The 13,486-nt window shown below is 59.8% G+C and carries 9 protein-coding genes; 5 read left to right on the top strand and 4 right to left on the bottom strand.

Going from position 1 to position 13,486, the window contains the following annotated elements; genetic code table 11:
- Positions 1 to 278: 278 nt before the first annotated feature.
- Both hrpA and aceK read right to left on the bottom strand, forming a co-directional pair.
- Positions 279 to 4,190: an ATP-dependent RNA helicase HrpA gene (gene hrpA / locus MF6394_RS11250; protein ID WP_078466692.1), complete on the bottom strand. Its 3,912-nt coding sequence runs from the start codon at positions 4,188 to 4,190 to the stop codon at positions 279 to 281.
- Positions 4,191 to 4,397: 207 nt separating this feature from the next.
- Positions 4,398 to 6,107, bottom strand: coding sequence for a bifunctional isocitrate dehydrogenase kinase/phosphatase (gene aceK, locus MF6394_RS11245; RefSeq protein WP_047711541.1), 1,710 nt, complete (start codon positions 6,105 to 6,107; stop codon positions 4,398 to 4,400).
- 161 nt (positions 6,108 to 6,268) lie between these two features.
- Here aceK and MF6394_RS11240 point away from each other — a divergent pair, with 161 nt between their 5' ends.
- The gene (locus MF6394_RS11240) at positions 6,269 to 7,150 is read left to right on the top strand and encodes a DMT family transporter (protein ID WP_047711542.1); all 882 of its coding nucleotides are present in this window, start codon (positions 6,269 to 6,271) and stop codon (positions 7,148 to 7,150) included.
- 136 nt (positions 7,151 to 7,286) lie between these two features.
- Here the strand turns inward: MF6394_RS11240 and MF6394_RS11235 are convergent, their stop codons facing one another.
- Positions 7,287 to 8,147: a DMT family transporter gene (locus tag MF6394_RS11235; RefSeq protein WP_032895843.1), complete on the bottom strand. Its 861-nt coding sequence runs from the start codon at positions 8,145 to 8,147 to the stop codon at positions 7,287 to 7,289.
- Between the two features lie 421 nt (positions 8,148 to 8,568).
- Here MF6394_RS11235 and MF6394_RS11230 point away from each other — a divergent pair, with 421 nt between their 5' ends.
- The 4 genes from MF6394_RS11230 (at position 8,569) to MF6394_RS11215 (ending at position 12,732) form a co-directional block, all read left to right on the top strand.
- Positions 8,569 to 9,360, top strand: coding sequence for a CPBP family intramembrane glutamic endopeptidase (locus MF6394_RS11230; protein ID WP_032895842.1), 792 nt, complete (start codon positions 8,569 to 8,571; stop codon positions 9,358 to 9,360).
- A 204-nt stretch (positions 9,361 to 9,564) separates the two neighbouring features.
- Entirely contained in the window at positions 9,565 to 11,130 is a 1,566-nt protein-coding gene (locus MF6394_RS11225) for a methyl-accepting chemotaxis protein (protein WP_032895841.1), read from the top strand.
- A 164-nt stretch (positions 11,131 to 11,294) separates the two neighbouring features.
- A complete protein-coding gene (locus MF6394_RS11220) occupies positions 11,295 to 12,137 on the top strand; it encodes a hypothetical protein (protein ID WP_078466691.1) in 843 nt (280 codons plus the stop codon).
- 142 nt (positions 12,138 to 12,279) lie between these two features.
- Positions 12,280 to 12,732 carry a hypothetical protein gene (locus tag MF6394_RS11215; protein WP_078466690.1) on the top strand — a complete coding sequence of 151 codons (453 nt, stop codon included), beginning with the start codon at positions 12,280 to 12,282 and terminating at the stop codon, positions 12,730 to 12,732.
- A 32-nt stretch (positions 12,733 to 12,764) separates the two neighbouring features.
- Here the strand turns inward: MF6394_RS11215 and MF6394_RS11210 are convergent, their stop codons facing one another.
- Positions 12,765 to 13,478, bottom strand: a complete 714-nt coding sequence (locus MF6394_RS11210) for an alpha/beta family hydrolase (protein ID WP_078466689.1) — start codon at positions 13,476 to 13,478, stop codon at positions 12,765 to 12,767.
- Positions 13,479 to 13,486 lie beyond the last annotated feature (8 nt).

The raw sequence follows: 13,486 nt of genomic DNA, 5'->3' as shown, positions 1-13,486 counted from the left end.
AGATATTGGTACCGTCGTACCAAACTTAAAGTGGTTTGATGTCATCCAGCGGGCATCAAACTGGCAATGCTTTTATTCACTCTTGTAACCGCGAAGTTTGCCACAACCCTGGGGATTTGGCGCTATAGGCCAGACAAACATCCCATTGTGGGATGGGGGCTTGCCCTGATGCCTGTAGGAGCGAGCTTGCTCGCGAAAAACTCACAGGCGCCGCGTTTATTCAGGAAACACGCGTTATCGTTGAGGTTTTTCGCGAGCAAGCTCGCTCCTACAGGCCTTCAGGGCTCTACCTGGCTCCATTGCTTGCTCAGGCGCTTATCGGAAATCGGTACCTTGGTGCCCAACTGCTGGGCAAACAGCGACACGCGGTATTCCTCCAGCCACCAGCGGTACAGCTCCAGTTGCGGGTCGCGCTTGCCTTCCTGGGTATGTTTGTTCAGGCGGTTCTGGTACTGCGCCCACAAACCGCCCAATTCGCTGCTCCACACCCGGTCCTTTTGCACCTGGCTCGGCAGTTTTTCCAGGCGCAGCTCAATGGCCTTGAGAAAACGCGGCAGTTCCTTGAACCACTGGGCCGGGGTTTCCCGCACAAAGCCTGGGTACACCAGGTTGCTCAGTTGCTGCTTGATATCGTTCAAGGCCACGGCCTGGGCCAGGTCGATCTTGCCCTTGAAGCGTTTTTGCAGGCCGTGCCAGAGTTTCAGCACCTCCAGGGTCAGGCGCGCCAGCCGTTCGGCGTGCTCAGTCCAACTGCCGCGCTTGCGTTCAGCCAAGGCCGCCAAACCCGCGCCATCGCGTGGCAGGCTGTCTTCGCCTTCAAGTACACAGGTATCGAGGCTGGCCAGCAGGATGTCTTCCACCAGCGCGTCGATACGCCCCAGTTCGCGGTACATCAAGCCCAGCTCGGTCAAGCCCGGCAATTTGCCGCGCAGGAATTTCGCCGGTTCCGCCAATTGCTGCATCAGCAGGCGCTGCAAGGCGCGACGGTGCTGGAACTCGGCTTCGGCAGCGGTAGAGAAACGCCCCTCCTTGACCGTGCCGTTCTCTTCCACCAGGGCCGGGTACACCGTCATCGACAGGCCGGCGATGTTCTGCTGGGTTTTTTCCGCCACCGCCGCAAACACCTTGGCCTCTACCGGCTGCTGGCTTTTGGCGGTTTGCGGCACGGCCAAGGCGGCCTGGCTGGCTTCGGCGAACCGTGCGGTCAGCTCGGCCAGGTCGCGGCCTTCGCCGAGGAACTTGCCCTGGCCGTCGACCACTTCCAGGTTCATCTTCAGGTGGTTTTCCACCTGCTGCGCCGCCTCGGCCCACGCCTCATCGCTGACCCGCGCGCCGGTCATGCGCAGCAATTCACGCCCCAGCGCCTGGGGCAGCGAACCCTGGCCGAACTCGATGCGTTGCAGCGCGGCCTTGACGAAGTCCGGCACCGGCACAAAGTTTTTGCGCAGCGCCTGGGGCAAGTTGCGCACCAGGGCGATGCACTTGGCTTCGATCAACCCCGGCACCAGCCACTCCAGGCGCTCGGCTGGCAACGCCGGCAACAACGGCGCCGGCACCCGCAGGGTCACGCCGTCACGGGGGTGGTTGGGTTCGAAGTGGTAACTCAGGGCCAGGGCCAGGTCGCCCAAGTGCAAGGTGTCCGGGTAATGCGCGGCGGTGACTTCGCTGGCCTCGCGGGCCAGTACGTCTTCTTCGCGCATGATCAGCAGTTGTGGGTCTTTCTGGCTGTTGACCTTGTACCAACTGTCAAAGGTGGCGGTCTGGTGAATCTCTGCGGGCAGGCGCGCATCGTAGAAGGCGTACAGGGTTTCTTCGTCGGCCAGGATGTCGCGACGGCGAGCCTTGGCTTCCAGCTCGTCGAGTTGCTCCAGCAGTTTCTGGTTGGCCGTCAGGCATTTGGCCCGGGACTGAATTTCGCCGCGCACCAAGCCTTCACGAATAAACAACTCACGGGACACCACCGGGTCAATCGGCCCGTAATGCACCGGCCGGCGCCCGACCACGATCAACCCGAACAGGGTGATCTGCTCAAAGGCCACCACCTGGCCGCGCTTCTTCTCCCAATGGGGTTCGAAGTGATTTTTCTTGATCAGGTGCCCGGCCAGCGGTTCGATCCAATCCGCGTCGATTTTCGCCACCATGCGTGCATAGAGCTTGGTGGTTTCCACCAGTTCGGCGGTCATCAGCCATTGCGGGCGCTTCTTGCCGATGCCCGAAGACGGGTGAATCCAGAAGCGACGCTGGCGCGCTCCGAGGTAATCGCCGTCTTCGGTCTTCTGGCCGATCTGGCTAAGCAGGCCGGACAACACGGCTTTATGCAGCTTCGGATAATCGGCGGGCTCTTTGTTGAGGCTCAGCTGCATGTCGCGGCAGATCAGGCTCAATTGGCGATGGGAGTCGCGCCACTCGCGCAGGCGCAAGTAGTTGAGGAAGTTCTTGCGGCACCAGTTGCGCAACGGGCTGGCGGTCAGTTCCTGGCGCTGCTCCTCGAAACCGCGCCACAGGTTGACCAACCCGGCGAAGTCCGAATCCGGATCTTTCCACTGTGCGTGGGCCTGGTCGGCGGCCTGTTGGCGCTCCGGCGGCCGCTCGCGCGGGTCCTGGATCGACATGGCGCTGGCGACGATCAACACTTCCTGCAAACTGCCGAGCTTGGCCGCTTCCAGCAACATACGGCCCATGCGCGGGTCCACCGGCAAGCGGGCGAGCTGGCGGCCCAACGGCGTGAGCTGGCTGTTGCGGTCTACCGCCGAGAGTTCTTGCAGCAGGTTGAAACCGTCGCTGATGGCCTTGCCATCCGGCGGTTCGATAAACGGGAAATCGGTAATCTCGCCCAGGCGCAGGTGCAGCATCTGCAGGATCACGGCCGCGAGGTTGGTACGCAGGATCTCCGGGTCGGTAAATTCCGGGCGCCCGATAAAATCTTCTTCGCTGTACAGGCGTACGCAAATGCCCGGCTCAACCCGGCCGCAGCGGCCTTTACGCTGGTTGGCGCTGGCCTGGGAAATCGCCTCGATGGGCAAACGCTGCACCTTGGCGCGGTAGCTGTAGCGGCTGATGCGCGCCGTGCCGCTGTCGATCACATAGCGAATGCCCGGCACGGTCAGCGAGGTTTCCGCGACGTTGGTCGCCAGTACCACGCGCCGGCCCGGGTGGGACTGGAAAATGCGCTGCTGCTCGGCCGGCGACAGCCGTGCGTACAACGGCAAAATCTCGGTGTGCTTGAGCTGGGCCTTGCGCAGCATGTCGGCCGCGTCACGAATCTCGCGCTCGCCGGGCAAAAACACCAGCACGTCGCCAGGGCTGCGCCGTTCGCTGCGCTCATAGGCGGCGATTTCATCGAGGGTAGCGAGGATCGCCTGGTCGACAGTCAGGTCGTCCTCGACGCGGTTGCCCTCCTCGTCCTGTTCCAGGGTGAGCGGGCGATACCAGGTGTCCACCGGGAAGGTACGGCCCGACACCTCGACAATCGGCGCATCGTCAAAATGCTTGGAAAAGCGCTCCAGGTCGATGGTGGCCGAGGTGATGATGACTTTCAGGTCGGGGCGACGCGGCAACAGGGTCTTGAGGTAGCCGAGCAGGAAGTCGATGTTCAGGCTGCGTTCGTGAGCTTCGTCGACGATGATCGTGTCGTAGCGTTCCAGGTAACGGTCGTTCTGGGTTTCGGCCAGCAGGATGCCGTCGGTCATCAGCTTGATCAGGGTGTTGGCATCGCTCTGGTCTTCAAAGCGCACTTGATAGCCGACCAGAGCGCCTAGCGGCGTGGCCAACTCTTCAGCGACGCGGCTGGCGACACTGCGCGCGGCGATCCGACGCGGCTGGGTATGGCCGATCAGGCCGAACTGGCCGCGGCCGATTTCCAGGCAGATTTTCGGCAACTGCGTGGTTTTACCCGAGCCGGTCTCACCGGCGATGATCAGCACCTGGTGCTTGTTCAGCGCGTCTTTGATCTCATCGCGCTTGGCAGCAATCGGCAGGCTGTCGTCGTAGCGAATCACCGGCAGGCTGGCGCGCCGCGCCGTAACCTGCGCGCAAGATGCCTGCATGCGCGCCACCCACTGCGCCATTTTGTCCTCGTCGGGCTTCTTGCGCAGCTCAAGCAACTGGCGCCGCAAGCGGTGGCGGTCGGCGAGCATGGCGTGATCGAGGGTTTTGAGCAGTTGGTCGAGGGTGGGTGCTTGGTCAGTCATCAGCTATTTCGACGGTCATCTATTTATGCACGGCCGGCAAGTGTGGCAGAAAAGCAGCCCATCTGGCAGGCGGTTGAGCTTCAACGGGTGTAAACCGAACCAAAATGTGGGAGCGGGCTTGCTCGCGAATGCGGTGGTTCAGTTGATCCATCTGTGACTGACACACCGCATTCGCGAGCAAGCCCGCTCCCACAAGGGGAGAATGCGTTACAGGGGGTCTTTGCGGCGGTAGGGGAAGACGTCGATCACCTTGCCGGCACGAATCGCGTCCTGCAGGCCCTTCCAGTAGTCAGCGTTGTACAACTCGCCATGCAGTTCATCGAACAATCGGCGTTGCCCGGCGTCGGCAAACAGGAACGGCGGGAACTCTTCGGGGAACACGTCCAGCGGGCCGATGGAGTACCAGGGCTCGGAGGCCATTTCGTCCTCGGGGGTGCGCGGCGCGGGGATATGGCGGAAGTTGGCTTCGGTGAGAAAGCAGATTTCGTCGTAGTCGTAGAACACCACGCGGCCGTGGCGGGTGACGCCAAAGTTCTTGAGCAGCATGTCGCCGGGGAAGATATTCGCCGCCGCCAGTTGCTTGATCGCCAGGCCGTAATCCTCCAATGCTTCGCGCACCTGGGCGGGGTTGGCGTTGTCGAGGTAGAGGTTGAGCGGGGTCATGCGTCGCTCGGTCCAGCAGTGGCGGATAAGCACGGTGTCGCCCTCCACTTCGACAGTACCGGCGGCGACTTCCAGCAGCTCGGCCAGGCACTCGGGCTCGAACTTGCTCAAGGGGAAGCGGAAGTCGGCGAACTCCTGGGTGTCGGCCATGCGCCCTACCCGGTCGACGCTTTTCACCAGGCGGTACTTTTCGATCACCGTGGCGCGGTTGACGTTTTTCGACGGCGAAAAGCGGTCCTTGATGATCTTGAACACCGTATTGAAACCCGGCAGCGTGAACACGCTCATGACCATACCGCGCACGCCGGGGGCCATGATGAACTGGTCGTCAGTGGTGGCCAGGTGGTTGATCAGCGCGCGGTAGAACTCGGATTTGCCGTGCTTGTAGAAACCGATGGAGGTGTACAGCTCAGCAATGTGCTTGCCCGGCAGGATGCGCTTGAGAAAGCCGATGAACTCGGCGGGCACCGGTACATCGACCATGAAGTAGGAACGGGTGAACGAGAAGATGATCGACACGTCGGCTTCGTCGGTGATCAACGCATCGATCTGAATGCCACGCCCTTCGCGGTGCAACAGCGGAATCACCAGCGGCCATTGTTCGTCGCGGGTGTAGATGCGCCCCACGAGGTAGGCGCCTTTGTTGCGGTACAGCACCGAGGAAAACAACTCGACTTTGAGGTCTGGGTCCTTGCACACCCAATCCGGCAGGTTTTCCCGCAACTGGGCTTCGAGGCGGCGCAGGTCGGCGGGCAGGTCGGCGTAGGGCTCGCTGAAGCTGTAGTCAGAGAACACCTGCGCGAGCATGTCCGAAATTTTACCGGCCGGCGTGTAGATGCGGGTTTGCGCCGCCCGCGCCCGGCGCAGGCTTGGCCGGGTGGTGTGGATGAACATGCAGCCGTCGCTGATCAGGTCATGGCTGAACAAACCGCAGAAGATCGAGTTGTACCAGGTCTCGGACAGCTCATCGTCAAAGCGCAGGTCGATCAAGCCGATATAAGCGCTTTTTACCAAGGGCCACTGGCCGATGTCCTGCAACGTTGCCGCGTCAAAACCGGCGCGCAGGCGGGTCGTCACCTCAGCGACTTTCTCTTCATAGAGGTTGATGCGCGCCGCCGACGCGGCCTGCCCCAGCTGCCACTGGGCCTTCTCGAAGCGCTCACGGGCACCATCGGTGATCTGGCGGAAGTGCTCACGGTAATCGTCGAAACCGTCGAGGATCATCCGGGCGATAGCGAGGGCGGACTGCGACATGCGGGAAACCTCGAACGGGTATCTGGAAGCCCAGAGCTTAGCCAGTGAACCGAGGCAGGAGAAGAATGATTTTGCACGGGGGCGAACTGACTGCAATTAGCCATTGTGCCGACCTGCCCGCTGGGCAACACTTCTGCGCCCGATTGGCGTAGGAGTTTTCCGTGAGACCTGTTGACACCCTGTATCTGCTGGGGCTGGCTGCCATCTGGGGCGCGAGTTTCCTGTTCATGCGCATGATCGCGCCGGAAATCGGCACGGTGCCCACCGCGTTTTTCCGCGTGTCGATTGCCGCCGCGGGTTTATTGGTGATCCTGGCGATGCTGCGCGTGAGCTGGGATTTCCAGGGCAAGTTCAAGACGGTCCTGCTGCTGGGGGTGATCAACTCGGGGATTCCCGCGACTATGTACTCGGTGGCGGCGCAGGTACTGCCGGCGGGCTATTCGGCGATTTTCAACGCCACCACACCGTTGATGGGTGTGTTGATTGGCGGGCTGTTCTTCAGCGAACGCCTGACGCCGTCGAAAATCGCGGGGGTGGCCCTGGGGCTGTTTGGCGTGGCTGTCCTGACCCGCGCGGGGCCGGTGGCGTTTGATGCGCCGTTGTTGATGGGCGCGTTGGCGTGCCTGCTGGCAACCACCTGCTATGGCTTTGCCGGCTTCCTGGCGCGGCGTTGGCTGGACCAGCGCGGCGGGTTGGACAGCCGTCTCTCGGCCTTGGGCAGCATGTTGGGGGCGACGTTGTTTCTGCTGCCGTTCTTTGCCTACAGCGCCATCAGCCATCCACCGGCGAGCTGGGGCGGCTGGCAGGTGTGGTCGTCGCTGCTGGGGTTGGGGCTGGTGTGTACGGCGTTTGCCTACATCCTGTACTTTCGCCTGCTGTCATCCATTGGCCCGGTCAAGTCGATGACGGTGACCTTTATGATCCCGCCTTTCGGCGTGTTGTGGGGGGCGTTGCTGTTGGATGAGCCATTGTCCATGGCTCATCTGTATGGCGGAGTGTTGATTGCCGGGGCGTTGTGGTTGGTGCTGCGCCGCACCAAATGACCACCTCATTACTGTAGGAGCGAGGGGGACGCCTAGTTCTTGCTCGCGAAAAACCCGAGAGCCCCTCGTTCATTCAGGATGCCCTCGTTATCGTTGACGTTCTTCGCGAGCAAGCTCGCTCCTACAGGGGTGGGTTTCAATGCTTACGGAACACGAAGACCAACCCGACGATGATCAACGCCATTCCCAACACGCTCAACAGGGCCAGGCGATTGCCGAAGATCAGGTAGTCCATCACTGCCGTCACCGCTGGCACTAGATAAAACAAACTGGTGACATTCACCAGGTTGCCCCGGGCGATCAGGCGGTACAGCAACAGCGTCGCCAGCACGGACACCACCAGCCCCATCCACAGCACCGGCAGGTAAAAGCGTGCACTGTGTTCAAAGTGGAACGGCTGGAACGGCACGAACACCGCGCACAGCAGCAACCCGGCCAGGTATTGCAGTGGCAGCGTGCCCAAGGGGTTGTCGGTGATGCGCTTTTGCATGATCGAGCCAAACGTCATGCTCGCCAGCGCCAGCAGCCCGAACAGCATCCCCGCCAGGGACATGCCCGCCAGCCCGATGCCCTGGTACACCACCATGATCAAGCCCGCCAACCCCAACCCCAGGCCGAACAGCCGGCGCCAGGAGCGTTGGCGCTCCATCAGTACCACGGTAAGGATCGGCTGCACGCCCATGATGGTCGCCATCACCCCAGGGGTGACGTTGAGGTCCAGGGCCAGCAGATAGAAAATCTGGTAGGCACCCAGCAACACCAGGCCCGTCGCCGCCGCATACAGCAGGGGCTTGCCGGGACGTGGCAGCTTCAACTTGAGGATCGGTACCAGCACCACCAACCCCATCAGGGCGATGGCAAAGCGGATCAGCAGAAAGGCAAAGGGCGAAGCATGGGCCAGGCCCAACTTGGAGAATATCGCCCCGCTGCTCCACAGCAGGACAAACACGCTCGTCGAGGCCGCCGCGGCCACGGATTGTTTCGAAAGCACAGACATGGTTACCACCTGTTATCAGGCCAAAAAGCCGACTCAGTAGAAACTGAAATTCAGTAGGTTTTTTTCAGGCAGGCACGGGGCAACAGCGGATTGCTGATCAGCCCGAAATGCCAACACCCGGCGGTGATACGACTGCGTACACCGGCGTGCTACTGACAGGTGGGGGGTAGTGACTGATCTGCGCAGGCTGCTTGCCACGGCACGGCACGACCACAGCGTTGACCGCTGAATCGACTACCGCTATGCGCTGGGAAGCTGGCATGTGCTGATCTTTTTTGAAGGGATAAAGACGCGACGACTATAACCAGCCGTAAATACATTTTGCAATCCTTTCCCTCTTGCCTTGTACGTGGAGGCGTTTTCATGCCCTAGAACCTGGCCACTCGCTATAATGCCGCCCGGATTTTTCGAAGGATTTCACATGATTGCTTTGCCCTGGCTGTACCTCACCCTACTTTCCATTGGCTATGTCGTGGCTTTGATCTACGGCCAACTGGGCGTACTGGCGGCGGTCTCCATCGCACTGCTGCTGGTGGCCGGGTATGCCGTACGCCAACAACGCAACCCTTGGGCACGCTACCTGGGCCACGGTTTGTTTATCGTCCTGGCCCTGGGCCTGGCGATGCACTGGCTGCCGGGTTTCTATAACGGCCGGGGTATTGCGCCCCAGCGTTTTACTCCGGACTCAGTGCCGTTCTCGATGTACCTGAACCAGGACAAACCCCTGATCGGCTTCTGGCTGTTGCTGGCCTGCCCGTGGATTGTGGCGCGGCGCTCATTGCGTCTGTCGATCTGCGTCACGGCCGTGGCCCTGACCCTGGCCGCTATCGCCGCCTTGGGTGGCGCGGCCCTGATGGGGATGATCAGTTGGGCGCCCAAGTGGCCGGACGAGGCGTGGCTGTGGGTGCTGAATAACCTGCTGCTGGTGACGCTGGTCGAAGAAGCGCTGTTTCGCGGGTATATCCAGGGCGGCCTGAGCCGACGCTTCAAACACCTGCCCTATGGCGAGAACCTCGCGCTGCTGCTGGCCTCACTGTTATTCGGCCTGGTGCATTTTGCTGCGGGTTGGCAGTGGATGCTGCTGGCGAGTATTGCTGGCGTGGGTTACGGCCTGGCCTATCGCTTTGGTGGCTTGGGCGCGGCGATTGCCACGCACTTTGGCTTGAATCTGCTGCACTTCGGCCTGTTCACCTACCCGATGCTCGCCGGCTAAACCTTTCTTCTGTAGGAGCGAGCTTGCTCGCGAAGCACTTCAACGCTGACGCGGGCATCCTGAATGAACGCGTTGCCCTTGGGTGCTTCGCGAGCAAGCTCGCTCCTACAGGGGCAACGCCGTTCGCAGGATTGTTGCAAAAATAAGTTAAATAAATGCCCCGCATGGCCGATACCCCCTGAAAGCCTTGCGGATTGAACAATCATGCGTAATAACCAACCCGTTACCCAGCGCGAACGTACCTTCCCCGCTCAGCAACGGTTGATCTCCACCACGGATGCCAAGGGTGTGATTACCTACTGCAACGACGCCTTTGTCGAAATCAGTGGGTTCACCCGTGAAGAACTGATCCGCGCCCCACACAACCTGGTGCGTCACCCGGATGTGCCGCCGGCCGTGTTCGCGCATATGTGGTCCACGCTCAAACAAGGCTTGCCATGGATGGGCATTGTCAAGAATCGCTGCAAGACCGGTGACCACTATTGGGTGAACGCCTATGTGACGCCAGTCTTCGACGGTAACCAGGTGATCGGCTACGAATCGGTGCGCATCAAGCCCACCGCCGAGCAGATCCGCCGGGCCGAAGCGCTCTATCAACGCATCAACCAGGGCAAGTCGGCCGTTCCCCAGCGGGACAAGTGGCTGCCGGTGTTGCAGGACTGGCTGCCGTTTATCCTGGTCAGCCAACTGAGCTTCATGATCGGCGCCACCCTCACCTCCCAATGGGGCTTTGCCCTGGCAGCGGCGCTGTCGGTGCCGTTGGGCCTGCTGGGCCTGAGCTGGCAGCAGCGCGGCCTCAAGCGTTTGCTGCGCCTGGCCGAACAGACCACGTCCGACCCGTTGATCGCGCAGATGTACACCGACAGCCGTGGCGCACAAGCGCGCCTGGAAATGTCGATCCTCAGCCAGGAAGCGCGCCTGAAGACCTGTCTTACCCGCCTGCAAGATACCGCCGAGCACCTCAACGACCAGGCCGCGCAATCCAACACCCTGGCGCACAACAGCTCTAGCGGCCTGGAACGCCAGCGCGTGGAAACCGAACAGGTGGCCACTGCGGTGAACCAGATGGCGGCGACCACCCAGGAAGTGGCCAGCCACGTGCAGCGCACCGCCGATGCCACGCAGGAAGCCAACCGCCTGACCGGGCGCGGCCGCGATATCGCCGGGGAAACCCGCGAGGCGATTCAGCGTCTTTCGGCAGCCGTTGGGGAGACTGGCGTGACCGTCACGCAACTGGCCAAGGACAGCGATGAAATCGGCGGCGTGGTCGATGTGATCAAAGGCATCGCCGACCAGACCAACCTGCTGGCACTCAATGCCGCTATCGAAGCCGCGCGTGCCGGTGAAATGGGCCGTGGTTTCGCGGTGGTCGCCGATGAAGTGCGCCAACTGGCGCAACGCACCGCTGAATCGACCGGGCAGATCCATACCCTGATCGCCAAGCTGCAGCAAACCGCCAGCGCGGCCGTGCAAACCATGGACGCCGGGCACCGCCAGGCTGAAGAAGGTGTAGCGCGGGTGATGGAAGCGGACCAGGCCCTGGTGGGCATCAGTGAGGCGGTGGCCAATATCACCGACATGACCACCCAGATTGCCGCTGCTACCGAAGAGCAAAGCGCGGTGGCCGAGGAGATCAGCCGCAACATCAGCACCATTGCGCTGTTGGCGGACCAGACCTCGGAGCAGGCAATGAACTCGGCGCAGTTGAGTGAAGAATTGACTCATACGGCGAATACTCAGTACTCGCTGGTAGAGCGTTTTAACCGGTAGAACTTCAGGGGGCTCACTTTCTCCCACAAGTGAGCCCCCTGCAGATGGCTATCACTCATAATCTCTTTATCGCCAAGCGTTCTATAAAACTGTCAACTCTCACAGTTAATCTTTGAACGTCTCCCCCTTTATAGTGTGAACCTGTCAAACAGGAGCACACCGCCATGTCCCGGCCTACCGACTCAAATAGCGCCCTGCCTCTATTCCCAAAAACCATGGGGCGTGTGCAATGGACTGAAAAATCATCAAACAACGTAAAAACATTGGAGGGCTGGGCCCTCCCACTGCACCTATCCGAACGTAACAATCAGTACTGGATTAAGTTGACGCTCCAGTCCTCAGACACTCAACAATCACTGTTACTGAAAATACCTTGCGCCTCCAAAAGCACATCACCTGACACTTCAATCAAGCAACACCCAGAAACCTTCACCCACCTTTATATTAAAGGTGCAGACATTAACGCGCCTGAAACTGAAGCACACTTTGAATCTGTTGGCGACAGTGAGATAACCATTGACGAAAGCACAGGAAAAACAACGCTAAGTTTCGAAGGCTCTTTCACTGACACAGGGTCAGCATTACGCGAAATAAAATGCTGCTGTGAATGGCCTGAAACTACCGCTGCCTCACAACATTCGATCTTTGAGTGGACAGAGGGACACACTCAATACAAGGCGCAGGGCTGGCTGGCCTACTCCGATTCGAGCAAGGCATGGTATCTGACCGGCGAGGAGGGAGAATGGGGTACGCCTCAATACCGTTACTGGGCTATTTATATTTACAGCGACGATGAAAATGAACAGATCATCGATAAAACATTTAGACAGGGTGATGAGAAATCCAATTTTTACTATGTTCCTTTCGACGGTGGCACCCATGAAGGAATATACGAAGTAGCGCTTACACTGACTCAGCAGCCATTGCGCTGCAACGCCACCTTTAAAAATAAAATCGTCGAGCTTGTAGACATGACGGATGGCACGTTTAAGCCCATCACATACTGAGCTTACCCACCCCATCGTAACAGGGTTCGACAAAGAGACTTGAAACACACTAGGTATCAGGCCTTAGCCGAGCACAACACATTCAAGCTGGTTTTCTGTCAACTCTCATATAACGCCCCCCCACTAACAAAGAGCCCTCACCATGAACCGAGACATCATCTTCATCCCTGACTTCAATCTTTCTCACAATCCAAACAACCATTTTGAATGGACATTCAAAAACGCTCAAACGCCAATCACTGCAGAACGAACAGTGTTCGGCCATGTAGAGCATGCAAATCACTGGCTGTTTTCAGGGTCCACAGGAAGCCAACGAGAAAAGAATTTCTCTTCATTTATTTTTCATATTCCTTACCTAGGAGAAGCGCCAATAGACGATACGTACGTACTTGACGGAATTTTAAAATATGCTCATTACATCTCCGGCCCTGGGGACCTACCTGGCGTTGCAATGATTCCTGCCAAAAACGCAACACTGACAATCAAGCTCAACCCCGTTGAACGCACGGCCATTGGCAACTTCGAGGCGTTCTTCGACAGTGAGTATGCTCAATACGACGCGACAGGACACTTCACGCTTATTAGGGACCGCTAGTGTTAAACCTCACGAAAACACTAGCCGAAATATCACAACATGGAGGAGCCTGCAAAGCGTCCGGCGAGAAAACCTGACGTTTTGATGGCCGCCGCCTCCAAATGCTGCTCATGACTGAACCCCGACGCCTTTAACGGCTTCAAATCATGATCCCCCGCCACCAGCCACATCACCTCGATACTCTGTGACAACTGATAACCCTGCACCGCCGCCCGATTGCCCAAGGCATCGCGCTCGCCCTGCACTATCAAGGTGGGCGTCTTCAGCGCAGCCAAATGCTCCACACGGGGTTTCTCTGGCTTGCCCACCGCGTAGAACGGATAGCCCAGGCACACCAACCCATCGGCGCCCAATTCATCGGCCAACAAACTGGCCATGCGCCCGCCCATCGACTTGCCGCCAATCGCCAGTTTCCCAGCGACATGACGTCGCACCTGGGCATACACCTCACGCCACGCCTCCAGCAGTTTCGGCGCCGGATTCGGCGGGCGTTTGCCCCCGTCCAAGCGGCGCTGGGCCATGTACGGGAACTCGAAGCGCAACACGCTCACGCCATGCCCGGCAAGGCGTGCAGCCATGTCGTTCATGAACGCCGAGTCCATCGGTGCGCCGGCGCCGTGGGCCAGGATCAGCGTGACCGGCTCACCCGACGTCGTGCCCGTGGCGACATCCCACAACCAGCCATGTTCCCGTACACACTGCGCCCATTGATCCCCGTCAATACTGGCCTTGTGCTCTTTGCCCATGCTTGCCT

Origin of the sequence: Pseudomonas sp. MF6394 (assembly GCF_002018845.1) — a bacterium.
GTDB classification, from domain to species: Bacteria; Pseudomonadota; Gammaproteobacteria; order Pseudomonadales; family Pseudomonadaceae; genus Aquipseudomonas; species Aquipseudomonas lactis.
Note: the sequence above shows the minus strand (reverse complement) of the source record. Positions and strands in the feature narration are given on the sequence as shown.